Source organism: Kribbella sp. NBC_01505, from assembly GCF_045040285.1.
Classification (GTDB): Bacteria; Actinomycetota; Actinomycetes; order Propionibacteriales; family Kribbellaceae; genus Kribbella.
Map to the genome: position 1 here is coordinate 2,867,276 of NZ_CP109425.1, position 24,294 is coordinate 2,891,569.

General features: G+C 65.4%; 22 protein-coding genes and 1 tRNA gene. 8 read left to right on the forward strand and 15 right to left on the reverse strand.

The annotated features are described in order from the left end of the window. Positions 1-73: 73 nt before the first annotated feature. Positions 74-1,093, forward strand: a complete 1,020-nt coding sequence (gene glnII / locus OG474_RS13420; RefSeq protein ID WP_405062598.1) for a glutamine synthetase — start codon at positions 74-76, stop codon at positions 1,091-1,093. An 88-nt stretch (positions 1,094-1,181) separates the two neighbouring features. Here glnII and OG474_RS13425 read toward each other — a convergent pair whose 3' ends face one another. Next, positions 1,182-1,331 (reverse strand): hypothetical protein, encoded by a 150-nt coding sequence (locus OG474_RS13425; RefSeq protein WP_405062599.1) that lies wholly within the window; start codon positions 1,329-1,331, stop codon positions 1,182-1,184. A gap of 317 nt (positions 1,332-1,648) precedes the next feature. On the opposite strand from OG474_RS13425, the gene OG474_RS13430 reads away from it, so the two are divergent. After that, positions 1,649-2,461: a phosphotransferase gene (locus tag OG474_RS13430; RefSeq protein ID WP_405062600.1), complete on the forward strand. Its 813-nt coding sequence runs from the start codon at positions 1,649-1,651 to the stop codon at positions 2,459-2,461. On the opposite strand, the gene OG474_RS13435 is transcribed toward OG474_RS13430, so the two are convergent. The 3 genes from OG474_RS13435 to OG474_RS13445 form a co-directional block, all read right to left on the reverse strand. Further along, positions 2,458-3,270, reverse strand: coding sequence for a phosphotransferase family protein (locus tag OG474_RS13435; protein ID WP_405062601.1), 813 nt, complete (start codon positions 3,268-3,270; stop codon positions 2,458-2,460). The genes OG474_RS13430 and OG474_RS13435 overlap by 4 nt on opposite strands. Before the next feature lie 101 nt (positions 3,271-3,371). Beyond that, entirely contained in the window at positions 3,372-4,211 is an 840-nt protein-coding gene (locus OG474_RS13440; protein WP_405062602.1) for a hypothetical protein, read from the reverse strand. Then, positions 4,208-5,527 carry a hypothetical protein gene (locus OG474_RS13445; protein ID WP_405062603.1) on the reverse strand — a complete coding sequence of 440 codons (1,320 nt, stop codon included), beginning with the start codon at positions 5,525-5,527 and terminating at the stop codon, positions 4,208-4,210. The genes OG474_RS13440 and OG474_RS13445 overlap by 4 nt, the downstream gene beginning before the upstream one ends. On the opposite strand from OG474_RS13445, the gene OG474_RS13450 reads away from it, so the two are divergent. Further along, entirely contained in the window at positions 5,526-5,852 is a 327-nt protein-coding gene (locus tag OG474_RS13450) for a hypothetical protein (protein ID WP_405062604.1), read from the forward strand. The two genes, OG474_RS13445 and OG474_RS13450, sit on opposite strands and share 2 nt — an antisense overlap. Positions 5,853-5,859: 7 nt before the next feature. Here the strand turns inward: OG474_RS13450 and OG474_RS13455 are convergent, their stop codons facing one another. From OG474_RS13455 to OG474_RS13475, 5 genes are all read right to left on the reverse strand, one after another. Then, positions 5,860-6,402 carry a hypothetical protein gene (locus tag OG474_RS13455; RefSeq protein WP_405062605.1) on the reverse strand — a complete coding sequence of 181 codons (543 nt, stop codon included), beginning with the start codon at positions 6,400-6,402 and terminating at the stop codon, positions 5,860-5,862. A gap of 188 nt (positions 6,403-6,590) precedes the next feature. Beyond that, positions 6,591-7,340, reverse strand: a complete 750-nt coding sequence (locus OG474_RS13460) for a DUF6193 family natural product biosynthesis protein (RefSeq protein ID WP_405062606.1) — start codon at positions 7,338-7,340, stop codon at positions 6,591-6,593. Positions 7,341-7,380: 40 nt separating this feature from the next. Next, positions 7,381-7,866: a hypothetical protein gene (locus OG474_RS13465; RefSeq protein WP_405062607.1), complete on the reverse strand. Its 486-nt coding sequence runs from the start codon at positions 7,864-7,866 to the stop codon at positions 7,381-7,383. Beyond that, entirely contained in the window at positions 7,863-8,174 is a 312-nt protein-coding gene (locus OG474_RS13470) for a hypothetical protein (protein WP_405062608.1), read from the reverse strand. Before OG474_RS13470 ends, OG474_RS13465 begins: the two co-directional genes overlap by 4 nt. An 81-nt stretch (positions 8,175-8,255) precedes the next feature. Further along, positions 8,256-10,646, reverse strand: coding sequence for a TOTE conflict system archaeo-eukaryotic primase domain-containing protein (locus tag OG474_RS13475; protein ID WP_405062609.1), 2,391 nt, complete (start codon positions 10,644-10,646; stop codon positions 8,256-8,258). Positions 10,647-11,341: 695 nt separating this feature from the next. Between OG474_RS13475 and OG474_RS13480 the strand changes: the two genes are divergently transcribed. Both OG474_RS13480 and OG474_RS13485 read left to right on the forward strand, forming a co-directional pair. After that, complete coding sequence (locus tag OG474_RS13480) at positions 11,342-11,998, forward strand: type IV toxin-antitoxin system AbiEi family antitoxin domain-containing protein (RefSeq protein WP_405062610.1); 657 nt, start codon at positions 11,342-11,344, stop codon at positions 11,996-11,998. Continuing rightward, on the forward strand, positions 11,991-12,968 hold the full coding sequence (locus OG474_RS13485) for a nucleotidyl transferase AbiEii/AbiGii toxin family protein (RefSeq protein ID WP_405062611.1): 978 nt from the start codon (positions 11,991-11,993) through the stop codon (positions 12,966-12,968). The genes OG474_RS13480 and OG474_RS13485 overlap by 8 nt, the downstream gene beginning before the upstream one ends. Positions 12,969-13,363: 395 nt before the next feature. On the opposite strand, the gene OG474_RS13490 is transcribed toward OG474_RS13485, so the two are convergent. The 5 genes from OG474_RS13490 to OG474_RS13510 all read right to left on the reverse strand — a co-directional run bounded on the left by OG474_RS13490 (position 13,364) and on the right by OG474_RS13510 (position 20,189). Next, a complete protein-coding gene (locus tag OG474_RS13490; protein ID WP_405062612.1) occupies positions 13,364-14,071 on the reverse strand; it encodes a hypothetical protein in 708 nt (235 codons plus the stop codon). A gap of 10 nt (positions 14,072-14,081) precedes the next feature. Continuing rightward, positions 14,082-15,875: a hypothetical protein gene (locus OG474_RS13495; protein ID WP_405062613.1), complete on the reverse strand. Its 1,794-nt coding sequence runs from the start codon at positions 15,873-15,875 to the stop codon at positions 14,082-14,084. Positions 15,876-16,036: 161 nt separating this feature from the next. Next, complete coding sequence (locus OG474_RS13500; RefSeq protein WP_405062614.1) at positions 16,037-16,462, reverse strand: hypothetical protein; 426 nt, start codon at positions 16,460-16,462, stop codon at positions 16,037-16,039. 106 nt (positions 16,463-16,568) lie between these two features. Continuing rightward, on the reverse strand, positions 16,569-16,907 hold the full coding sequence (locus OG474_RS13505) for a hypothetical protein (protein ID WP_405062615.1): 339 nt from the start codon (positions 16,905-16,907) through the stop codon (positions 16,569-16,571). Between the two features lie 291 nt (positions 16,908-17,198). Beyond that, positions 17,199-20,189 carry a DEAD/DEAH box helicase gene (locus tag OG474_RS13510; RefSeq protein ID WP_405062616.1) on the reverse strand — a complete coding sequence of 997 codons (2,991 nt, stop codon included), beginning with the start codon at positions 20,187-20,189 and terminating at the stop codon, positions 17,199-17,201. Between the two features lie 294 nt (positions 20,190-20,483). Here OG474_RS13510 and OG474_RS13515 point away from each other — a divergent pair, with 294 nt between their 5' ends. The 3 genes from OG474_RS13515 to OG474_RS13525 all read left to right on the forward strand — a co-directional run bounded on the left by OG474_RS13515 (position 20,484) and on the right by OG474_RS13525 (position 23,204). After that, positions 20,484-20,639, forward strand: coding sequence for a hypothetical protein (locus OG474_RS13515; RefSeq protein ID WP_405062617.1), 156 nt, complete (start codon positions 20,484-20,486; stop codon positions 20,637-20,639). A 70-nt stretch (positions 20,640-20,709) separates the two neighbouring features. Continuing rightward, complete coding sequence (locus OG474_RS13520) at positions 20,710-22,779, forward strand: GNAT family N-acetyltransferase (RefSeq protein ID WP_405062618.1); 2,070 nt, start codon at positions 20,710-20,712, stop codon at positions 22,777-22,779. Then, positions 22,776-23,204: an ASCH domain-containing protein gene (locus OG474_RS13525; protein WP_405062619.1), complete on the forward strand. Its 429-nt coding sequence runs from the start codon at positions 22,776-22,778 to the stop codon at positions 23,202-23,204. Before OG474_RS13520 ends, OG474_RS13525 begins: the two co-directional genes overlap by 4 nt. A 706-nt stretch (positions 23,205-23,910) precedes the next feature. Here the strand turns inward: OG474_RS13525 and OG474_RS13530 are convergent. Further along, positions 23,911-23,986, reverse strand: a tRNA-Thr gene (locus OG474_RS13530). Positions 23,987-24,294: the final 308 nt, after the last annotated feature.

A 24,294-nucleotide genomic window follows, 5' to 3' on the forward strand; every position in this document is an offset into this window, starting at 1 on the left:
GGCTCGTTGACACTGTCGATGGTGGCCGGTTCAGGAACACCTGAGGGGACGGCCGCGATGAAGGGACAGACGGTTGACCTACAAGGCCGAGTACATCTGGATCGACGGGACCGAGCCGAGCGCGCGGCTGCGCTCCAAGACCAAGATTCTCGCCGACGGCGCGGAGCTGCCGGACTGGGGATTCGACGGTTCGAGCACCAACCAGGCACCTGGTGACAACTCGGACTGTGTGCTCAAGCCGGTCTTCTCGTGCCCCGACCCGATCCGCGGCGGCGACCACAAGCTGGTGCTGTGCGAGGTCTACCTCGTCGACGGCACCCCGCACGCGACCAACCACCGCGCCGATCTGCTCCCGGTCGCGGCCCAGTATGCCGAGCAGGAGTCCTGGTTCGGCATCGAGCAGGAGTACACCTTCTTCCAGGAAGGCCGTCCGCTCGGCTTCCCGGCCGTCGGTTTCCCCGCCCCGCAGGGCCCGTACTACTGCGGCGTCGGCGCCGACGAGGTCTTCGGCCGCGAGATCGTCGAGAAGCACCTGGACGCCTGCATCGAGGCCGGCCTGGCGATCTCCGGCATCAACGCCGAGGTCATGCCCGGCCAGTGGGAGTTCCAGATCGGCCCCGCCGGCCCGGTCGACGTCGCCGACCACCTCTGGGTGGCGCGCTGGCTGCTCTACCGCATCGCCGAGGAGTACGACGTCGCCGCGACGCTGGACGCGAAGCCGGCCAAGGGTGACTGGAACGGCGCCGGCGCGCACACCAACTTCTCCACCCGCGCGATGCGCGAAGGCTACGACGCGATCATCACCGCCTGCGAGTCCCTCGGCGCCCCCGGCAAGGTCGACGAGCACATCCTCGGCTACGGCCACGGCATCGAGGAGCGCCTCACCGGCGCCCACGAGACCGCGCCGCACGACGTCTACAGCTACGGCGTCTCCGACCGCGGCGCCTCGGTCCGCATCCCGTGGCAGGTAGAGGTCGACAAGAAGGGCTACATCGAAGACCGCCGCCCCAACGCCAACATCGACCCCTACACCGTCACCCGCCTCCTAGTGAACACCTGCTGCGCAGCCCTCGAAAAAGCCGGCCAGATCTAACTCCGCCGACGCCATCCCACCCACCGCCACCACCTAGCTGAGTTTTCTTGCAGGGTGTTTGTGCGGGTGGGTGGGAGGGCGAGGGTGGCTAGGAGAGCTCGTGCAGCACCTCGGACTCGTCGGTAGGCCACTCCGGCTGGATACCGCGTCCCACCTGCGGCGCTGTGGCCCAGGCGGTTGCGCAGGCGCGCTGGAAGAGCTCTGGGCCGACCTCCTCGGCCAGCTCGTCGACAGTCATCGGGCTGGGGCCGGGAGCGTCACGAGTTCCTCCGAGTCAACAGCTGGGGCCAGGAGATCCTACTGACGGCGGACCGCCACCACTGACCAACCTCGTGGGGCTAGTTCGGCTCACGCTCAGCGCACTCTCTCCCTGACTCCCTAGGGAAGTTGATCAGTGGCACAGGTCCGCCCCGCATCAAACTCGGTGGCCGGCCAGGCGTGCGGATGACAACCTGAATCCATGCAAGCGGAATCGGAGGCCTCCGGAGATCCCCGGTGGCGCGCACTGGCAGCCCTGCGCGCAGGCCGGCACGAGTGGAACCAGTGGCCGCGAGCGTGAGCACAGATCACGACGGCGGAACCGAAGCTCGCGCCCGCGCCGTCGAGTCGAACGCCGAGTTTCGGCCGGTGCGTGTTGCGGACGGAATCGTCACTCGTACGGCGGCCGCGCAGACGGCGACCGTGCACGCGTTCCTGAGGCATCTGCGCGCCCAGGGGCTGGAGGACGTGGTACCTGAACCACTGTCGCTCGACGGTACGACGGAGACCCTGCGTCTCGTCGAAGGCGATGCGGGCGGTGATGCGTGGCAGCATCAGCACAGGCTCGAAGGACTTGAGTCAGCCGCCAGACTGCTGCGCCGGATTCACGATGCATCGCGCAGCTGGGTACCACCGGCTGATGCGGTGTTCGGACAGTCAGCACTCGCGGCCCCGCAAGCCGAGGTCTTCTGCCACGGCGATCCGGGCCCGTGGAACTTCGCCTGGCGAGACGGGCAGGCCGTGGGGCTGTTCGACTGGGACTATCTGCATCCAGGCAGCCCCCTCGACGACGTCGCCTACGCGCTCTTCTGGTTCGCACCGACCCGCGCGGACCAGCACTGCCTGGACTGGCACCACTTCCCAGCAGTCCCGGATCGCCGCGAACGCATCGAGCACTTCCTGGCCGCCTACGGCCCGACCCAACCGTTCGACGTGGTCGACGCCATCATCAGCCGCGGCCAGGCGACCATCGACCTCGAACTCTCCCTGGCCGCCCAAGGCATCGAGCCCCAACGCACCTGGGTCGCCGACGGCGTAGTCGCCGAAGAAGCAGCCGAACTCCGCTGGGTCGCCGACAACAAAGCCTCCCTGACGCCGACGGGTCCTTAGGAAAGTTCGGTGATGAGCTTGTCGGCCCAGGCGGTGTGGGCCGGCGCCCAGTCTGGCTCCCAGGCGGCTTCGAGGACGCAGATGTGGAAGCGATAGAAGAGCAACCTACGGTTCGCCTGGTCGAGCTCCTGAGGCCTGCACGCGAAGTAGCGTTCGCGCAGCAAGGGATTGAGCCGGCCTGGCCGAGGGTCGGTGGCCGGGCCGCCGCCGACGAAGCGAGCAACGTCGTACAGGGGGTCTCCGACCAAGGCGCTGCCCCAATCCACGATGGCCGTCACGACTCCGTTCGACGGGTCGACGAAGACTTCGCGGTCACCCAGATCGGCATGCAGCAGCGCGGCAGGCGCCCGGTCGAGCTCCGCAGCGAACTGCTCTGACAAGCCCCTAGCCCGCTCAGCGAACGTAACACTGACCTGGTTCGTCAGCTTGGCAAGCGCTTCTTCCATGCCCTGCTGTTGCCACTGCGACCAACTGTCGAGTGTCCCCCGCGAACCGTCAGGCGCGATCGGCCCGCGTCCAGGCAGCGTCGTCTCGTGCAATCGCGCGTAGTGCTCCGCAAGGTCAGCGAGGCTCCGCTTGACCGTCGGGGCAGCCAACCCGACATCTTCAAGCGTCCGCCCGCGCGCAGCCCGGCTGATCATCCACCGACCGCCAGGCAAATCCTCGTCGGTGCCCGTTGCCAAAACCTCCACAACAGGTACGCCGCCTGCGCGCGCCCGCTCGATAACCGCGGCCTCGGTATGCACGTTCTGGTTCGCGCCCGCCTTGACGAAGACCGTCAAACCGTCGCGAAAAACAACCTCGACCACAACCGTCGGCCCCCACGTCCGGTGCGGTTCAACAGAGGCGACCTCCCGCCCAAGAGCCCGAGCTGCAACGGTCGCAGCGCGGCGGTGAGCAGGCGACACGGTTAGTTCTTGGGCGCTGCGGGGAGCTCGTCGGGGATGAGGTTCGTGATGCGTTCCCAGACCTCCGCGGCCGTCGCGAAGGTCAACTGGAGTTCGCTGTCCGGGGTGACCGCACCCGGGAGAATCGGCTCCGCCGGGAGGTCGCGGACCCAGTAGCCGAGGGGGCCGCAGTCGAGGACAGCCAGTCCGCGGATGTCGGTGTTCTCGCCGTCGGCGCTCGGCCAGGCGACTGTCATCCGCCAGTTGCCGGTGAGCTGCAGCAGGAGGTGGGTGAGGACGGTCAACTCCGGCTCCTCCAGACCACTCGCCTCGGCGATCGCGGAGCTCACCGGCCCGGCCGCTTCCGACGTACTGTCCAGGTTGAGTCGGCCCAGCTCGGCGAAACCGGCGTCCATCGCGGCCATCGTCGTACGGATCACTGCGGCCTGCGGCGGCTTCGCGTCGCGTTCGCGCAGGCCGGCCACGCGGGCGAGCGCCCAGATCAACGTGGACGGATCGGTCGGCACGTACTCCGCTTCGTCCTGACCGGGCCACGTCTCGTAGACGTAGCAGGCGTCGTTGCCCAGGATCGCACCGTTGCCGGTGACGCCTTCCGGGCCGGTGACCTCGAGGTTGACGACCATGATCGGGCCGGCCAGCACGGACACCAGCGGTGCCAGCTCAGGCATCGCGCTGTCGTCCTCGGCGAGGAACCCGGTGAGCTTCAGCTCCTCATGCGCAGCCTGCAACTCGGCTGGGACGGGCTGACCCTCATACAGACATCCCAGTACGCCGAGATGCTGCTGAGCCAGGCGAAACCGGTCCCGGGCACTGTCGTACGACGGCATCTGTCTCTTCCTCATCCGAACGGGTTGAGCTTCTTGACGAACCCACCGACCTTGTCGACCACCTTGCCGGCGCCTTCCTTGATGTCGTCCCAGTGTTCCACGACCTTCGCCCCGACATAGACCGCGCCGAAGACGACGGTTGCACCGATGGTGAACGGGTTGGGCGCGATCATCGCCGCGGTCAGGGACGCGTTGAAACCGAGCTCGGCCACGTCTGCGACGTACCCGGCGCCGTTACGCTTGAAGGCGTCGACCGGGTTGCCCTGCGAGATCACGTTGGCGGCGCTGTAGACGGTCATGCCGGCCTGACCGACGACGCCGAGGGTGCGCAGGCCACCCGCCGTACGGGCAAGTGCGCCGAAGCGGGTGAGCTTGGTCGCATCGACGCCGAGAATTGCCGCGGACTCCGCGAGCTTCGACGCATCGCCGGTGGCGGCCCAGACCTTCAGCAGGTTGGCCTGGCCCGAGATCGTGACGGCCTGGCCGGAATGCGTCGTCCCGCCGAGCACCTTGGCGAGTGAGTTGTTGCCGAAGGTCAGGTTGAGGAAGTTGTTGACCCGCGTGCCCAGGAGGGCGCGACCGCCGTTCACCGCGCCGGACACCCGGTCCATCTCGGCGAACTCGGGCAGCAGCGCCACCGTGTCGCGGTACAGGGCACTCTTCATGAACAGCTTGCGGGTGATCGCGCCGAGATAGGTGCCGGGGGCAACGGCCGAGCGGGTCTGCAGGGCGAACCGGCCGCCGGTCAGCTTGGCCGTCAGCGGCGCCCAGGCCTTGTTGTTCGCCATCAGACGCAGCAAGGCCGCGCCCTGCATGGTCACGATCGGTCCGGTAGTCATCACACCGCGTACATCGCCGACGACCTTGAGCACGTTTGCCACGGTCGCCTCGTGCGGGGCCAGGGCCGGGATGACCTTCGAGATCGCCGCGGCCTCGAGCCTCTTCAGGTAGTCGTCGAGGCTCTCGCCGGACTTGCGGTTCAGGTCGGTCCGGTGGTTCTTGTTCGCGTAGTCGGCGACGGTGTTGACGAAGATCAGCGACGCGGGGTCGAGCTTGTCGCCGTTCGCGGACAGCTCCAGGGGCGTGAACCCTGCCCAGGCCAGACCGGCCAGCGGATCACCGCCTTCGAGCCGGATGATCGAGGACCGCTTGCGTAGATCGGGGTCCTGCTTCTCGGCCCAGCCCGGCAACTCCCGCAACGACGTCATCTGGGCAGTGGCACTGAGATTGCCCGCCTGCTTGAACGCGTCGTCCGCGGAGACCGCGACCTTGCCGATCAACCCCGCGAGACGCTCCAACTGTTCCGGCCGGAACCCGCGCTCGTCGCCCATGCAGCAGAATGTATCCGGACAGGAGTACTACCTGCCATCTGAAGCCGTTGAGGAGATCCGTTCGATGCCGCCACCCGAGGTCGAGGAGATGCGCAAACAAGCCAGCCGGCTCCGCACCCTGGCCGACCAGGTCGAGAAGCTGATCGACCCGGTCAAGGACTACGCCGGCAAGATGGAGTGGTCCGGGCCACTGACCGACCGCCTCACCGGCGAGATCGGCACCTGGAAGACCCGCTGCGGCGAGGTCGCCACCAAACTCCGCGCAGAGGCCACGGAGCTGGACAAACAGGCCACCAAACTCGCCAACCCAGCCGCGGCGTCCTGAGCCTTGCTCAACCTGGTTCGCCGGTACCTGAGTTGAACACCTTGTTGAACACGCCTTTAAGAGCTGCTCGGGTCGTGGTCAGCTTGGTGGGATCCAGCGCGAGCAAGGCGAGGCCGACGGCCAGATCAGTGGCGTCTGCGTTGGTGGACGTGCTGACCGTGCTCGGCTTCAGCCCAAACGGCCGGTAGACCCGAACCAACGTCGTACCGTCGGCGCCTCGAAGCTCTTCGGTACTTCGTTCGGTCGCGATGAGTGTGTACTTCCGCTCGTTCAATTCGATCCGCGCCGCCCGATCAGTCTTGCTCCGCCCCGATCCGGGCATCAACACAGCCGGTACGCCGTCGACTGCGAGTACGGTCTGCTCATCGATCGGCAACAGGTCCGACTCGAACTTCCCCGGATGCCGAATCTCAACGCCGGGCACTCCGACCCCGGTCACGGTCGCTACCCCCGACCCGACCCAGATCTCGATCTCGCCGTAGGCGTCCGTCGTGCCCACGAGCCGGAGCTGGGTCACCTTCCGCCGCGCCCGATCCCCAGCCGGCTTCACAACCCGAAACTCGATCTCGATGACGAACTCCTCATCCGACAGGGCAGACCTCCTGGTGGAAGAAAGTCAATCACACCGCCGACGGCCGTCCAGCTGAGACCGAGCTCGACAGCGCCCGCTCGTCCATCACCATCCGAAACTCGATCTCGATGACGTACTCCTCATTCACGCGGGTTGAGCTAGGACGGCTATGAGCCGGCCAGGTCTTCGGCGGTGCCTGCGACGGCTGGGCCGAGGTCCGGGGGTAGATGGCGGAGCACGAGCGCGATGGCCTGCTCAGCGGTGTCGGCCCGGCCGATCACCGTTCCCAGCTTGGCGTCGTACACCTGGTAGGTCCCGTCACGTAGTGGATCGACGAACGGTATGACCCGGGTGTACGGGTACCCGGTGCAGGTGGTGAAGTGGAGGGACCAGTGGCTGGTGAAGGGGAAGAGCTGCCTGAGCTTCGGCTCGACATAAGCGGCTTCCACCAGTTCACGGGCTCCCGGGAACGAGAAGCCCTCCTGCATCCTCCTGCGGAGGAGACGCCACTCCACCGCGACGGCGTCAGCAGGACCACGCTCATGAGCCTCAGAAAGCTCGCTGAAGCTGACGAAAGGACAGCGGTCTCGCAGTTCCCGCAGAGTCGCACCGGCTCGCCAAGCAGCTGCGGCCTGGGTCACTGCCTGGAGGTCCTTCGTCTTGCCGCCGATGAGGCAGACGCCTCGACTCCAGCCATCGACGATGACCCATCGTTCCACAGCGCATAGGCAGACCGAGTAGGAGCCGCGGCCGGCCGCACCGCCGGAGACCGTCGCCGTGTCGGAGCTCGGACCGCGTACTTCTCCCAGCTCAACACCCAGCCCGCCGGCCGTCTGCTCCAGCGCGGCAACGAGGCTGCCCGCGGCAACCAGGTCCGGATACAGCTCGGCGGCACCCTCGAACGACTGGAAACTCATGAAAGCAGTCTGACCGCCTCCCGCCGGGAGGCGGCAACGATCAGATGCGTTCGATCCTGATGTCGGCGTGATTGAGGGTTGCGGCGTAGGCGGTCAGGTCGCCGGGATCGGTGGTGAGAATCTGGGCGGGGACATGCAGGGCTGCGGTCACCACGACGAGAGCGTCAACAGCGTCGGGGCGCTTCTTGCCCGGCAACAGGGCTTTGGCAAGCATGGCCCCAGCCCGCTGATACGAGTCCAGGGTTCCGGTCTTCGCGCAGGCCACGCACTCCACGGTGGTGGCGGCTTTCCCTTGCATCGGTGCCGCCGAGCCCCGTGCCTGCGGAACTGTGCAGTCCTTCAGGTATCCGCTGAAGGCGTGCGCCGTCTTGGGTTCCGGTCGCCGTGCCTGCGCCAGGACCGGACCGATGATGATGGGCCTGTGCAGTGCCGTTCGCAGTCCATGGTGCAAGGTCAACGCCACTGCATCGCCACTCAGCATCGCAAGGAGCATGCCGGTGTCGTAGACGACAGTCCGTCCGGTCACGCGACGTCGGCTCGGTCCGAACCGAGCGCTGAGGCGAGAATCCTGCTGACCTGGGCTTGCTCCTCGGCCGTCAGGTCTTCGAAGGCAGGCAGGCTGGGAGCCTCGAGTGTCGCGGCCTCGTCCAGCGCGGCAGCGTTGTCGCTGTCGAGCGGGGCGAAAACCGCCGCCGCAGCGTCGTCGGCTGCCATCTGGGCCATGGCGGCCGCAATCATGTAACCCGAAACGTCCATGCCAGCGGTGTCGGCGTGGGCCTTCACCGCAGCATGAACCTGCGGGTCCGTCGAGATACTGAAGCGCATGTTGGCCACACCCAAAGCGTAACACGCAATATTACGCTCTTCCTGCTCGCTGCCTGGCCGGGCGGCTCGCCTCGTGCCGCGGTCTCGCATTCAGGCCCGCTCGAAGTGCAGCCGCTTGTACCCGGGCATGCGTCGTTGGAGCGAGGCTGCCAGCATCGGGACGAGTGGGTCGTGGTAGTCGTGGACCTCGGCGACGGTCTTGCCGGGAGCGGGCCGGACGACTCGCCCGGCACACTGGAGCAGGAGTCCGTCGAAGGAGATCGGCGCTGCGATGAACAGGGTATCCAGGGCGGGTGCATCGAACCCCTCGCCCACGAACGGCGTAGTACCCAGAACCAGGACACCGTCTCCGGCCCTGGCGTCGGCGAGTCGTTCGACGATTGCACGCCGCTCCTTGGCCGGCATGCCGCCCTGGAGCACAAGTGGTGCGTGGCCGCGACCGGCCAGGAGCGAAGTCAGCGTTTCGAGATGGGCTACCCGGCGGGTCAGGACGAGGCAGTTACGCCCCCGGGTGAGAGCGGCGTGGACGTCCTCGAGAATCTGCTCGTTGCGATCTACATCCACGGTGAGTGCCCGGTGCGCCTCGGCAATGGGTGACGGGGCATCCTGATCGATGTCTGCCGCGGTGAAGATGGTCTCGTGCAAGTGCAGCACTCGTGCCGGTCCCGCACTAGCGCCAACTGCTTCAGCCAGCGTCCCGGGTATCTCGTCCGTCATCGTGTGCCGGACTGGTCCGAGCTGCCAGCGCAGAAGCTCGCCGAGACCGTCACGGCGGTCGGGGGTGGCGGTCAGACCGAGCCAGTAGCGGGCCGCGATCTTCTTGACCGAGTGGTCGTAGGCCGCTGCGGCGACATGGTGAGCTTCGTCGATGATGATCTGCCCGTATCCGGCAGTCAGGGTCGCGACGTCGTCGTGCCTGGCCAGGGTAGGCAGCATGGCGACGTCGACGATCCCTGTCAGCTTGCTCCGTCCGCCACCAAGCTGTCCTGGTTTGAGGCCGAGGAACTCGGTCAGCCGGGTCCGCCACTGGTCGGCGAGGGCTTTGCGATCGACCAGGATCAGTGTGGACACCGCTCGTTCGGCGATGACCGCGCACGCCATGACGGTCTTGCCCGATCCTGGCGGGGCGACCAGGACGCCGTCATCATGCGCGAGCAACTCACCGACTGCCACGGCCTGCCGGTCGGTGAGCTCGCCGATGAGAGCGACGTCGATCTCCGCTCCCGAGGTTCGGTTGTCAGTGACGTCGAGACGAGCGCCACTGCTCTCGACAATGCCGGTGACCAGGTGCCTGAGTCCGCGAGGCAGGACAAAGTTTCTCGTCCAGGGCCAGGTTGTAGCCGGTGACGAACCGCGGGGTGTCCCAGGTGGACTTGCGAAGCCGTTGTAGCTCGTAGAACTTCGGGTTCGCCATCGATGCCGCATGCTTGAAAGTCGCGAGAGCAGCTGGCGGGAGTGCGGTTGCGTCCAGGACCAGACCAGCAGCGAGTTCGGCGCGCACGACCGGCGGCATGGGCGGGTGGACCTTGGTGGATTCAGCTCGTGCCAGGGTCGTGACGTCGCGGCCGACGGCGGCGCGCGACGCCCGAGACGCGCGGCATCACCCGGCGTGAGCCGGTCAAGCGTCGAGAGGAATGCCCACTGATCTTCGTACGGTTCCAGCGTGGCCGGGTCGAGGAAGAGCGTCAGCCCGCTCCTGCGACGGTTGCCGTGAAGCGGAGCGGCGATCTGGTTGCCAGGGCCGGAGCCGGGCAGCACGTCCTGACTTGGGAACAGACGGTCATAGGAACCTAGGCTCATGGCGCCACGCTGGAGGATGGCCTCGTGGATCAGCGCGGTCCCCACCGCGCGCGCCGTCTGTGCTGGGACTGCCTCGGTAAAGAAGATCCACACATGTGCCCCGGCACCGGACTGGGAGATCTCTAGCGCAGCGGGGACGCCTGCACTCCGGGCGGCCTTGACGTACGCCAGGGCATCGAGCATCGCGGTCTTGCCGTCGAAGTCCGCAGCCAGCCACCAGCAGGTGTTGTTCGGGAGCATCGGGTACAGGCCGATGAACAGGTCCTGCCGCGACTGTGCTGCCAGATGCTCCGCGACGACGTCTGGGGTCAGCGGGAGCAGACGGGCGGTCGCGCGAGTCATACCCCTACGCCAGCCTCCCGCTGCTACGGGCATCCATCCCTTCTTTCCTGTACGCGGGTCCTCCCAGCGCTTTGCATACGTATCGCTCCTGGCACGGAAGAGGTCCAGGTAGAGGGCAAGCTTCTGCTGCGGCGTCGAGCCTGCCATCGACACCAACCCGCCGGGCCACACAGGAGCCGCGAGTTGCTCGGCCGCGGGCGTGGTGTCCTGGCCTCGCAGCTCCAGCAGACGCGACAGCCGCAAGTTCTCGACCCGCAGCCGGTCTCGCTCGGCCCGGAGCTCGGACAGCTCACGACGCAGGTCTACACCGGCGCTGTCGCGATCCTCACCGAGACTCACGCGACTATGTTGCCAGGATGCGAGACCGCGAGACCGCTGGACGCTGAGGATGCGAGGAGACCGGCGAGTAAGACGGGCTCCGAGGAGTCCGCCGGGAAGCAGCCGAAGCAGGCAGAAGCCCAGGTCACATCTGCTGTGACCTGGGCTTCTTGGTGGAGCCGCCTGTCGGAATCGAACCGACGACCTTCTCATTATTCAAGAGTTCTCGACATAATGCCTGGTCAGAGAGCCGTCTCGCTATGAACTGCCTGGTCAGAGCACGATTGACTGGATCCTTTGGGGCTCAGATCGGCTCGTCAGAGATCACTGGGGAGCTCTCGCTTTCCGTACTTTGGAGCGTACTTTTTGCGGCCCGCAGCTCGGCCAATGATCGGTCAAACAGGACTTCGTCTCTGGCGTCAGTGCCGTTGCGACGGTTGACCTGCGCGGTGTGACCTAGATGCGCTGTTCGGATCGCCTCCGGCACGCCCGCGAGTATCTGTAGCGTGTTGCAGATAAGGCCGCAATTAGCTCTTCCAGGTCTCCATGTCTGGGCCAGGCCAAGTTCGTTGGTCTCTGCGCGGAGCGGTTGATCGGCGAAACCGCCGGACCCCGTCGATGAACTGCTCTGACAGCTGGTCCGCACGATGCGAGTCGCCAAGCCACCGACTCGGGACTGACAACATTTGTACCCGAAATTGGGTACAATAGTTGTCATGTCTGATGCAACGCTGGTGCGGCTCGGCTCCATCGCGGAGCACCGGTGGGGTCTGATCACCACTGCTCAGGCCGAGGATGCCGGTGTCTCCCGCAAGCAGCTCTCCCGGATGGCTTCAGCCGGCGCGATTGAGCGTATAGCGCAGGGCGTGTACCGCATGGCCGGAGCACCACCACAGGATCACGAGGCGATCTACGCGACCTGGCTGGCACTGGGTGGAGCGACCGCACCTCGTACCAGGACCGGGGTCGCATCGGTCGTAGGGGCAGGCATCACGGCGGCGATCGTCCACGATGTCGGTGACTTCTTCCTCGACGGCCTCGACTTCATGGTGCCTGCACGTAAAGGAACCCGGCTTCCCGGGGTTCAGCTGCGCATCCGGCAACTGAGCCGTGACGAAGTGATCCCCGTCGACGGACTCCCCACCCTAACCGTGGAGCGCACCCTCGCAGATCTGGTCGAAATCGGCACCGACCTGTCCCTGGTCGCCGGCGCCATCCGTGACGCGGTGCGCGCCGACAAGCTCGTGGCAGCCATCCGGTTCGCGTCTTACCTCGACCCCATCGCAGCACAGCGCAGGGGTGACGGCAGCTCTCTGGCAAACGACCTGTTCGAACTGGCCGGCGTGAGCCCGGAAGGATGGGATCGTGGCTGAGAACGAAGGTTACACCGACTGGCGATCACTGGAGCTGGCGATCAAGGACGCCGCGAAAAAGGCTGCCCAACACGCCGGCCCCGGAGTCAGTGCTGCCAGCGTCGACGCCAAGATCCGGCAGGCCCGCTTCGACCGGTTCCTCTCTCGCGTCTTCGCCCATGGCGAGCAGTCCGAGTGGTTACTCAAGGGCGGGATGAGCATGCTCGCCCGCGTGCCCCGTTCGCGCACCACCAAGGACGTAGACCTCGCAGCTCAGCAAGCGCCCAATCTCGCCGAAGCCGAGAGAGCCCTGACCGAACTGGTCGACGTGGAACTCGGCGACCATCTCACGTTCCGGCTCATCCGCTCCACACCCACCGGCCTCGGAGACAACCAGCCCGGCGTAGCGACGCGGCGCTATGTTTTTGCCTGCATCGACGTCGACCACGACAACCAGATCGACACCATCGTGGTCGACGTCGTAGTCGGACCGCCTCCGATCGGTCAACCCGAAGTGATCGAGCCGGCCAACCGACTCCACCTGCGCCGACCACTCGTCACTCACCCCTACCGGCTCTACCCCGCCGCCGACCAGATCGCCGACAAAGTCTGCGCGACCATGGACACCAACTATCCCGGCGGCAAGCACAGCAGTCGCGTCAAAGACCTGGTCGACCTCGTCGTACTCGCGCACACCCAGAGAGTTGACCTGCATGAGCTGCGGCTCGCAATCACCGCCAAACAGAACCTCAGCAACATCAAACCGTTCGGACACTTCGACATCCCCGCCGACTGGACCCGGACATACCCCAAAGCGGCCAAAGGCGTACCACTAGCCGAATCCTTCACCGCCAAGACCGCAGCAGAACTCGTCGCAGCCTTCATCGACCCCACACTCGAGAAGAACTCGAACAACGCAACCTGGAACCCGCAACACCTCACCTGGTCACCGGCCCGCAACGACTCGGGATCGGCACCCGGAAACGCGTGATCCGCATGATCCGCGACTACGGCGATCTCTACCGCCACCTACGCGCAACACCCTCCATGACGACGAAGTCTCCACCGCGCGAAGCCACAGCAAAGCACCGCCGGATCACCTTGCGACCACTCAGCACGACCACCACCGACCTCCCCCAACAACGGCAGCCCTCCTATGCCGCACGGCTACGACGCCAAGGCCCCGCCGCCAGCGGCTACCCAACCGACTTCGCAGATGCCGTCGCGGTAATCACGACCTCCGCTGGTCGGTGCTGAGCTGCGGGCCATGTGTTCGAGTGGGTTCTGCAGTGTTGTGCGCTGTCCCCGATCGGACGAGGCATATCCGTCGGCTTCTCTCGCCCTATCTCTGTCGTCAAAGAACTGCTCCGCGTGACACCTGACGGTTCACCCGGGTGGGCTAGTCCGCGCGGCCAGTACATGGAGCATCTTGCTCACTTCCGGCGCCTCGCAGTACTCCAGGAAGTTGTCGAGCAAATCCAAGCCCCTCTCCCCTGGGCGCGCCTCGTTGATCAACCACGCAGTGAACTCCGTCAGTGCCGTCGCGCTGTCCTCAACCGCGTGCCCTTCTGCCTGTTGGTCGTCCAGCGTCTCGACCAACAGATCGACGAAATCGTGCCGGCCGGCGAGCTCAGGGAACCGCATGAGCAGCCACAGGCGCGCGGCAGATCCACCGTTCAACACTTGCTGCCGCAGGCTCTCCAGTTCATCCCGGATATCTGCGATCTGAGTAGCTTGGCGGCGCTCGGCCTCGCGACGTTGTTGCCGCAACCGAGCGCTCTGCGCATCGACCGACAAGCTCACCGAGATCTCGACCTCCACGGATGCCCCTGAGGCGACGGCCAGCGGCTTATGTTCAACTCGGAGACGGATCGCATCTGCCGCGGCGTCCGGGCGGTCGACTGCATAGCCGACCGCGACCTCCTCGGCCCGCTCCCGAAGCGCCGCGCGGATTGACACAGCGTTCGGCTCGTCAGCCGGCGCCGCCGGCCGGTGCCAGCGAGCGACGAATGTCGCAGTGAACACTGCTCCAGGCAGGTCTGACGACAGCACCGTGACGAACCGAGCGCGGCGTCTACCGAGTACGTCGATCATCTACTTGAACTCAGTTGTCGACCTGTTGGGGCCTCGGCGCGTAAAGCTCCCGAAAGAGCTCTTCCTGAGCGCTCAAATCTCTTCTCGTCATGAACAGGTCCTTGAACGGCTCACCCCGCAGGGAGCCGGCAACAGGTTTGAGCGCTGCGATCACGACCTCACGATCGAGGACCTTCGCGTCTACACATGCGAGCCAGCGCCGAAGCAGATCCACCGCGTCGCTGTTCCCCGCCGTGAGCTGTGCCGACCAACTGCGTTGCAAGGTCGCGCACCGTACCGGATCCCGCAGGAGAGCGTCGATCTGCCTGGCACGCCGGTTTTCCTCGCCTGGATCAGCGAGGGAGAGGACAGCCTGGTGTGCGGCGTGGTCCTCCGCATCCTCGCTCCATTTGCTCATTGTGGTGGCTACTACCTTGGCCATCGCCGGCTCATCCGCCAAGCTCTGCAACGCATCACTCGCCCCACGGCGTACGGCGGCCTCTGGCCGCCCCAGGAGCAGCTTCAGCCTGGCCAAGGCGGCCGGCGTGTTCATTTGGCCAAGTAGGCCACCACAGACCGACGTCACTGCCTCAAGGAGCTCGGGGCCGGTCGTCTTGTTGATCGCCCAGTTTCGGAGTCGGCGCCGTACCTCGGAACCGATCTCCGGGTCTACCGCTAGGCGTTCGAGGACCGACACTGCCAGGCGGCGGTGCTGTGCTCCGCTCTGCACCCACGCCTCAACGGTCCCGAGAATCTCCAGCGAACGCTGGTCGATGGCCAACCCGACAAGTGCATCTGCCACTCGGGCCAGCTGGCCGGCCGCGATCTTGCTGTCGACCGTGATCCGCTCGATCCATCTCTGGATCCGCGGTCGCATCGGCAATCGCTGCGTCCACAGCCACGCAAGCAACGCGCGGTCGAGTCCAGGGTGACGGCCCATCAGGTCGACCTTGCCTTGAGAAGTCTCGATCTCAAGCTTTTCGAAGCGGCTGGTCACTCCATCGCCCAGGAGGATTTCACGGTACGACGGCGCTTCGCCGAGCTCGTGGAGCAACTCATCGGCGGCCGCCAGGACCGCTCCGATCGGAGACCCGTCCAGCACGGCGGCCGCGATGAGCGTGGCCCGCTCCCGCATCTTGGCGGCCTGCGCAACCTCGCTCTCGCTGACAGTCGGGCCGAGATGCTCGACGAGATAGCCCAGCCAGTGGTTGAAAGCATCCGCGACCCGCGAGGCACCCGCCGCATTCAACTCCGCAGTGCCCGTGATGATTCTTGCCAGCTCCTCGGCCCGGACATGCGATGTCTCGCCGACAAGTGCGCGCAGGGCAGGCTCTTCCTGGTACCAGCGGAGGTGCTCCGCAGATTGCCCTAGGTGGGCAACCAGCACTGCCTCGGGCTCAGGCGTCTCGAGATCGAACGTGAAGGTGTGACAGTGCCGCTCACAGGAGCGCCACAACTCCGGCGTCACGAGGATCACCATTCGGGCATCGCGACCGGCCAGCACATCCGAATACGAGCCGAGGTGGCTGCCGAATGTCGCCGGCACGTCCTCCTCCCCGGTGAGATCCAGCAGGTACCGGCCATCCTGCGCACGGGGGAGAAGTGGAACCTGCGGGCCTGTGATCCAATCCTGCGAGCACTCGGTCACTCCGTCACCGGAACGCGCCAGCAGGCTCAACGCACTCGCACGTCGCCCGCTCCCCCTCGCCCCTCGGAGCACCACGAGAGCTTGGCGGCCATCGTTGAAGGCATCTGCCGGCTGCCGATATCCCTTGGGCTCGACGAATGCGGCGACGGTCCGCTCCACCTCGGCGCTGATATCCACCTCGGGAAGCCACCGAACCTGTTGTTCATAGAGGTCTCGACCAGCCTGGTTGACGCGTGAAGCACCGGAGGCGTCGGCGTACTGAACCACTGTCGGAACCGATGGACCGGCCGATGAATCAGACGCCGTGGCCAAGGATGCCTGACTGTCCATGTTCTCGATCACTTCTCGCGATCCCGGTCCGCGCCCAGGGACGTCCCCCGCACATCTCGGCCCGCTTGGATGACAACCGCACCGCGATCTGCGAACGCGTACTGGCCTACGGGTGTCACATCATCAGGAACACCGCTCTGAACTTCAGCCAGCAGGCTCTCCAGCTCAGCCGCCAGATCAGGATTACTGCGCAGGAATTGCGACAGCCGGCCACGCAACTCGGCCTTGATCTCCAGCGCCGTGAGCTCCTCGCCGGTGGATCCCACCAGCAGCTTCCGCGCCTCGTCGAGATCCGACTCCAACTCACGCTGCGCATCATCGTCACGGCGCCCAAGTAGGCGCGCGAGCCGTGTGCGTATCTGTTCCCAGGCGCCCGTTGTCATCGCCGCAACCAGCGTCGTCGCCCCCGTCGCAGCGAGCTCACCAATATCCATTTTCGCCCTCCCCCTGGTAACCAAGCGAAGTCAACCTAACCCGCTCCGCGATCACCCACATCTCGTCGCGTGTCGCCCTCAGTGAGTCGGCACGCGCTGTTCGGGGCTACTGCTCGCGGATGCGGTGTCGTACGACGCGTGGAGCGCGGTCCAGTACGGGCGATTGATCAGCGGCCATCACCGTGTCGGCATCAGCAGAGATGTCGTGTCTCGCGTAGACGGTCCCTGTTCGGAGGGTCGTCTCGATTGCCTCACCCTTGCGGAACCGCCCTGGATCCAGCAACCAAGCCTCCAGCGTCCGCGTCATCGTGTTCAGATCGCCCAGGACCAGCTCCGAATACACCGCGGTCAGATCGCCTCCACCACCCTCCAGCCTGGACAGATACGCCTGCCCGACCGACTCGACAACCCGTGCGAACTGCGCATGTTGGCGAGCTGCTCGCATCCGAACCTCGGCCACCCGGCGACGTACTCCAGGAACTCTGGTCGATCCCACAGTTGCTCATCCGGTGCATGCAACATCCTGCGTCGAAGCACCGTGACGGCGCTGAGCAGACGTGTACACGCTTCCTGCAATCGCTGCTCGGTCGCGAGCCGACGCTCATGACGGATGGTCAGACGCACTGCTAGAACAGTCACCACACCTGCCAAGACCGCTCCAACAAGCCCATCAAACACGGGTCGGGAGCGCGAACTGGCCATTCGCCGCGGACCCGTCGATCGCCGCAGGTGTGAGCTACTCGCTGCAATGGACGTACAGCGTTGCGGCACCCACCTCGCCGACGTAGATCTCGGTGCTTGCCAGCAGGTGCAGCACCGAATCACTCACTGCGCTCTGGCTGAGTCCTGGCTGGACAAGCACGATCTCGATCGTGACAGTCAGGAGCGAAAGCTCATCGCCCAGGCGATACAGATCGCTGACGGAACCGCGCTCGATTCCAGTTCGGCGCCCTGCAGCAGATCTGTGCTGCTCACGCCGAATCAGCCGCTCCACCATGGCATACAGGTCGTCTCGGTGCCGCGCACTCTTCTGGGCCTGGCCGCAGAGCTCGTAGAAGTCATCCACCCTGCTGCCAGGCGAGCTCTTCGACGAGTACTTGCAGTGCACCAGCCGAACGACCAGAGCGTCTCCCGAGCGGCGAAGCGCGACAAGGTCGGCTACCTCGCCCGCGCCATCGTCGTCAACAACGACATCCCAAGCCTCCTCCAGCAAGTGCTCCAGCGCCCGGGCCTGGACGCACGCCGGGTCCTTGCTCGGCCCACGTGACTCGCGACGAATGTCGATGCCCTCCCAACCGACCGGCTGCAGTCGCTCGGGATCGAACGGCGACAGATCCCGCCGCGGCCGCAACAACACACCCGGCTGCTCAACTACCGCGTCGCCTTCGAGCAGGATCCGGAACCCGCGCCGGCCCAAGAGCTTCGACAGCGTCTGACTCGACCGAGCACGCCTCACAACAGGATCAGGTCCGACCGGTGTGACGACCATCCCGTTTTGATCGATGTCCACCCTGTACTGCGCTTCCCAGCCGTCCGTGCGAACCGCCACCAGAGGTGGGCCCGTCACATGTTCCACAATCGCCAACTCGGCGAAGATCAGCGGCACCGCATCGGCCCCAAGCTCGATGACTGTGCTGTCGGGATCGACCTGTGCCAACTCAACCGGCCACTCAACGGCAAGAGCCACCAAGTCCGGCCACGCGTCGAGCATCTCCGGGCGGATGAAACCTGCCAGCACTGCCTCGATGTCAATCGACTCATCAATGAGCCGTGCACCCATGACGTCGCACCAATCGACCCAGTGCTTGAGCGTCGGAACCGATTGATAGCTCCAAATCCGGCCCTTACGCGATGCCCCAACGCTCACCCGGCGACCAGCCTCGTAGCCGACGGCAAAGATGTTCGTCTGGGCCTTGGTCTGAGCCTCGACCTGCGGAAACCCCTCCGACACATCCGCGCCCGTGTGGCTGGTGAAACGCCGCCACCGATTCCGGCTGTCCAGTAGACCGACAGTTGTCGGGACGCGACGCTCCAGGGCCGCCATCGCGCGGTAGACAGCCGTACCCCGGACCAACCGCGCCCCTCCTCCGCACAGCGCCTGAGCCTCGGCTTCATAGTGTCCGTCGTTCGCCGAACAGTTGATGTAGAGCAGGCCCTGATCCTCGTTCCAGTAGAAGACATAGAGCTCATGTGAGACGTCCTCCACGGTCGCCAGACCTTGCCACACGACGGGCTGCCGGTCCTCTGTGACGAACCACAGCACGTGCCATTCGGCATTGACGACGAACTGGCCCGTCAACAAGTCCTCGGGGGTGAAGAGCTCGGCCAGACCTGCGAGGTTCCAGTGGTCGCACTCAGTGCGGTAAACCACCGCGCTCATCTTCGGCAGCGCATTGCGAACGGACAGCGCTGTGCCTTCGTCGCCGAACCCGCTCTCGAATTCGTCGACAGCCTCTTGCTCCGCAACCTGCCCCTCGCTCAGATCGCGAATGAGCAGATTCCAGTCTGCGTCTTCCTGATACAACTGGCGCAGATTCTCATCGAGCCGCGCGGGCCGGCGGGGAGCCACCACACACGCAGGTCCTACCGAGTCACTCGTCCTCGCAAACCTACCGACGAATTGCAGCGTGATGCCCAGGCTCCGATGCACATCGTGCAAAGCCGCGACCTTCAACTGCGGCAGGTCATACCCCTCTCCAAGCATGTCCACGCAGACGACGATCCGTGAAGTCCGCGCATCCATGGTCGCGAAGGCTGACCGGCGGGCGACAGCCCCCACCTTGCTGTGGAGTAGCTGAGGCTCCAAATCTGGCGCGAGCTCGCAGTAGAGCGCGTGCAATCGCGTCGCCTCGGCGATGCTGCGAGCCCGCGCCATCATCAGATGGTCGAACCCCGAGTCGAGGTCTTCCCGAAGTCGGGCAATCGCCACCTGTGCGATCGCCAGATCCGTGTCAGCCCTGGGCGTGACCGGCAGATAGTCGATCGACGAGTAGATGCCCAGCCGTTGCGCTTGCCTGAGGCTGAAGGTGTAGACCGACCGTCCGCCCAGACGCCGGTGGTCGCGTCGAAACGGCGTGGCCGTGAACTGCACAACCGGCTTCGATCCGAACATCTCACGGAGCCGGTTCCACGTCTTCGCCGCAATGTGATGAGCCTCGTCCACGAAGAGGTGGGTGTGCGCCGCCAGCAAAGCGGTCCGGGCCTCCTCCGAGGAAGCCGCGAGCGCGTTGGGAGTCGCCACCACGACATTGCAGACGGCTGCGAACTCTCGTGCGCTGCTGACCGACTTGAATCCGCGTTCGACACGACCTACGACCGGCATTCGGGCTGAGTCCTTCACCAGACGACGCAAGGGCAGGATCCCTAGGCTGAGGAACTTGTCGGCAATCTGCTCTCGTAACGCATCCGTCGGGACGACCACCAGCAAACGCTGCAACTGCCCGGCAACAAACACCGCAATCATCGTGTCCGTCTTGCCTGTCCCAGTCGGCATGACGACCGTCGCCGGCTCCGTCGGGCCGCGCGTCCAGTACCCCAGAACGCTGAGCGTTGCCCCAATCTGTGGCGGTCGCAAACCCTCAGCGAAGGCCTCATCCCAAAGAAAAGCTCGCTCGTAGGTCTCGCGGATCGCGTCGCGATCCGCGATCCGCGGACCGCCAGGATCCAGCGATCCATCAAGGCAAAAGACAGGATTGCCGTCGATGGCAAGCAGCCGCGGATGCGTCATCCAGCCCCATCCCCGGGCGCACCCCGCTCGAGCCGGCCCGATAACCGTCAGTCGACTAATACCGTCCTGTCGTCATTGTCGGCAAGAGTCAGGAAGGTTCCTCGCAGGTCGAACCACCCGCCCAACAACGTCGTGCCGGTAGCAGCCACAGGCAGATCGCGGCTTCCAGGCCGCCGGTGCGCAGGTGGGCCGTGCAGGCCCCACGGCCTGGACGCGACGACCTGGCCTCCATCCGCGCCCCGGCGAGGTCGCCCGGTCTACGGCGACAGCCCTCCGCAGCAACTGGCGACCACCGTGTACAACGCCGTCACCCCGTTCGCCATCACCGGCGTCCCCGGCTGGCCCCAGTACGACGACGCCGAGCGACTCAGGATGGTCTTCGACGAGACAGGCGCCGTACAACCAGACGCCGCCGACCTAGACCGCAGGGGCTGGATCGGCCGCCGCTGACGTAGTCAGCCGCGGGGCAGCCGACACGCGCGGCGGAGCAGGATTTCGTCACCGACCGTAGCCTCGGGGTATGTCGGGTGCTGGCTCACGCTTGACGCCGAACGCTGAGATCGTCGCCGTACGTCCCCAGGACGACGAGCTCATTAACGCGGCCATTGAGTTGGGCAACACAGCCAGGGCAACCCTCGGGCACCTGCCGTTTGCGGCCTATCACGACGCAGCCGATGCCGGGACGCTCCTCGTCGCACTCGCCGATGGCGACGTCGTCGGCTACTCATTGTTCGGGTTGGCCAGGCGACGGATCCGGCTGGCGCACTTGTGCGTGGCGCAGACCGCTCAGCATCAGGGCGTTGCGCGGCTCTTGGTCCAAGCGGTCTCCGAGCGGTACGCGGACTATCTCGGGATCCGGGTCCGCTGCCGCCGGGACTACGGGCTCGCGCAGATGTGGATCAATTTGGGTTTCAGGCAACTGGGCGAGCGCCCGGGTCGTGGACGAGACGCCCAGCCGCTGACCGACTGGTGGCTCGATCATGGTCACCTCGACCTGTACGCCGTAGACACCAACTCGGTGCTGGTCAAGGCCGCGATCGATATGAACATCCTGCGCAACTGGCTTGAGCCGGGCCGCCCAGGTCACATTGAGTCCGCCGCTCTACTGGAGGAACAACTGTCGGACCGGCTGCAGCTGTTCAGGACTCATGGTCTCGATGCGGAGATTGAGACCATCCGGGGCGCACTCCGGCAGCAGTGCCTGGCAAAGATCCAGCCCCTGATCGCGGCCCCACGCGATCCGGCGCGGTACTCGCTCGTTCATGGACTACTACTGACCGCGGCTGCCACGGAGATCCCCGGCTATCCACGCCATCCGCAGGACGAGTTCGATCTCCAGCATGTTGCGGCGGCGATTGCAGGTGGACTCAACGTCTTCGTCACCCTCGACGCCGAGCTCACACGGGCTCTTGGCCCCGAAGCCGGTCGTCGCGGCATGTCGGTCCTTCACCCGACCGATGTCCTCGTTCGGATCGACGAACTCGCCAGAGCAGAGGCCTACCGGCCGGCCGATCTGGGCCACACCCGGTACACCCAACGGCTGCTCGGCACGGGCGAAGATCATCTCGTTGAATCGCTCGCAAACGTGTCGGGTGGTGAGCGGCCAAGATCGATCCTCACCGCCGCCCGCAAGGTCGCCCTCGATGGCGGCGATCGGATCGGCGTCTTCGGACCCAACGGAGAGCTGTCCGCCTACTACGGCTTACAAGAGCAAGGACCTGTTCTGAATGTCACGACGCTCCGCGTCACCAACGCCTACATCGGCGACACCCTGATCCGCCATCTGCTCTTCGACCTTCGCCGGACTGCGCGCGACCGCGGCATACGAGTCGTTGCCATCGACTGCACTCGCCTTCAATCGGCGGCCCGGTCTGCTGCGATCAACGACGGGTTCCGCGAGCACAATGGGAGCCTGATCACCTTCGTCCTCGACGCAGTCGGCGACGCCAGTGTCATCGGTCTCCAAGCGATCGAAGCGGCGCGTGCAGTCGGACTGGCCCCACCGTCCTGGATACGATCAGGGATGCTTGCAATCCCGGCCGCCGAACTCGAGCAGAACTGGTGGCCCGCGAAACTCGTCGACTCCGCACTACCGACGTACCTGATCCCGATTCGTCAGACGTTCTCAACCGAGCTGCTCGATGTGCCATCCGCACTGCTGGAGCGCGACGACACACTCGGCCTGAATCGCGAGCACGTTTACTACCGCAGCCCGGGTACGCAACGTCTGCAGGCACCGGCAAGAATCCTTTGGTACATGAGCGCCACCGGATCATCGGTCGCTCAGCAGGCGGCTATCATCGCCTGCTCCCATCTCGATGCCGTTCATGTCGGCCCCGCCGAGGACCTGCACAACCGATTCCGGCACCTCGGCGTGTGGCGACTCGAAGATGTGATGCAGGCAGCACGCAACGACCTCGCACAAGCTCTGCGCTTCACCAGCACGGAGATCTTCCCGAGACAGATTCTACTGCGCCAGTTTCGCCAGATCGCCAAGGAACTAGACCAATCAGGCGCGCCTCCGCAGAGTCCTCGCCTGATACCTGCCGACCTCTTCGCTACGATCTACCGCGAAGGGTTCTCCACATGACCGACAGAGCGCTGGTCCTGTCCTTGCGCCCTCGGTTCGCGCAGGCAATCCTTGACGGTTCTAAAACCGTCGAACTGCGGCGACGTCCGATCAAGGCTCTCCCAGGGACCACCGTAATCCTCTACGAGAGCTCGCCGACCATGGGTGTCGTAGGCACCGCAACCTTGACCGATGTCGTCTCGCTGCGTCCCCACACCGCATGGCGCCGCTATCGCAACACTCTCGGCCTGACCTGGGCAGAGTTCATGGAATACCTCACCGGCGTCGAGCAGGCCCACCTCTTGCGACTAGACGACGTCAAAGAGCTCGCCCACCCCCTGAGCCTCGGCACATTGCGGGCATCAGCCTCGTTCCGTCCCCCGCAAAGCTTCCGCTACCTCAGCACCTCCGACCCCAGCGAGCTCCACAAGCTGATCCGACACTGAGCGGCCGAGTCACGCGCGAGGGCACCTGGCAGCCGGAGCTCCCCTCGGCGACATAGGCGAGTTCGTTTGGGAGGAACAACCTGTGGGACCAGCAGAGACTGACTACGGGCTAGCCGGAAGCTCGGAGGGCGCTACCGAGGTACCGATCGAGTACCGCGCTCCACTCCGCCCGTAGACGATACGAGCACTCTTCGAGCGAGGAGCACCTCAGCAACTCGCTGCCCTACGGAGTCAACGGGCAGATCTCGGGCCGCTGCGCGGCTTTACAGGGCCTCGGTCAGGCCCAGAGCAAGACCCTTCTGCGAGTGCCGAAGGACCAAGCCACGACCAGGACCGTCTTGGGTCTTCATCGGCGGCGCTCTATCGCCTCTTGCGCGACCGCTACCGGGTCATTCGGAGCCCACGACCCCACTTGGGGCAACAGGGATACCAGGCAGAGCCCTCGTTGACGCCAGAACGAGACCACGACCAGCCCCTGCACGGCCCGACAGCTTCAAGGCTCTCCCCGAGGGCATACACACAGTCCGAGACGCGCTCGTACACGCGCATGTGGGGCGAACCCCGCCGCACACCAGCGCGGCCTACACCACTACGGACACCTGCGGAACCCCGCCAGACTTTCCGTACTTCTTCCCGTACCTGGCAGATCCGGGGCGAGTGGAAGGCCCTCTGACTCAGGCGTTTTGCCTGGTCAGAGGGCCTTTCGTGGAGCCGCCTGTCGGAATCGAACCGACGACCTTCTCATTACGAGTGAGACGCTCTGCCGACTGAGCTAAGGCGGCGGGTGGTACCGAGGGAAGAGTGTAGCGGGAGGGTGGGGGGTAGTTCGAATCGGATACCGGGGGCGGGGGTGTGGGGTGCGGCACGGTGGAGCTGGGACGTGGCGGGTCGAGGGGGTCTTTGTGGATTGCTACTGCCACGGAGCGGCCTCAGGACTCCACAAAGAAGGGGACTTCCCGGGGGTGAATGGGGGCGGGGAAGAAAAGGTGGGGGAAATGCGTTGACTCGGGGGATGGCTTTGGGTGAGACTATTCCCCGCAAGGACTACTGACTAGGAGACGAATCGTGACCAGGACGCAGAACGAGCGGA

Excerpts from the sequence above, each read along its gene's own strand:
- OG474_RS13480 (WP_405062610.1), top strand. The coding sequence starts at position 11,342 with ATGTCTGATGCAACGCTGGTGCGGCTCGGCTCCATCGCGGAGCACCGG.
- OG474_RS13460 (WP_405062606.1), bottom strand. The coding sequence starts at position 7,340 with ATGAGTTTCCAGTCGTTCGAGGGTGCCGCCGAGCTGTATCCGGACCTG.
- OG474_RS13440 (WP_405062602.1), bottom strand. The coding sequence starts at position 4,211 with ATGAGGAAGAGACAGATGCCGTCGTACGACAGTGCCCGGGACCGGTTT.
- OG474_RS13520 (WP_405062618.1), top strand. The coding sequence starts at position 20,710 with ATGTCGGGTGCTGGCTCACGCTTGACGCCGAACGCTGAGATCGTCGCC.
- OG474_RS13490 (WP_405062612.1), bottom strand. The coding sequence starts at position 14,071 with ATGATCGACGTACTCGGTAGACGCCGCGCTCGGTTCGTCACGGTGCTG.
- OG474_RS13425 (WP_405062599.1), bottom strand. The coding sequence starts at position 1,331 with ATGACTGTCGACGAGCTGGCCGAGGAGGTCGGCCCAGAGCTCTTCCAG.
- OG474_RS13500 (WP_405062614.1), bottom strand. The coding sequence starts at position 16,462 with ATGGATATTGGTGAGCTCGCTGCGACGGGGGCGACGACGCTGGTTGCG.
- OG474_RS13510 (WP_405062616.1), bottom strand. The coding sequence starts at position 20,189 with ATGACGCATCCGCGGCTGCTTGCCATCGACGGCAATCCTGTCTTTTGC.
- OG474_RS13450 (WP_405062604.1), top strand. The coding sequence starts at position 5,526 with ATGCAGCAGAATGTATCCGGACAGGAGTACTACCTGCCATCTGAAGCC.
- OG474_RS13525 (WP_405062619.1), top strand. The coding sequence starts at position 22,776 with ATGACCGACAGAGCGCTGGTCCTGTCCTTGCGCCCTCGGTTCGCGCAG.
- OG474_RS13505 (WP_405062615.1), bottom strand. The coding sequence starts at position 16,907 with ATGCGAGCAGCTCGCCAACATGCGCAGTTCGCACGGGTTGTCGAGTCG.
- OG474_RS13445 (WP_405062603.1), bottom strand. The coding sequence starts at position 5,527 with ATGGGCGACGAGCGCGGGTTCCGGCCGGAACAGTTGGAGCGTCTCGCG.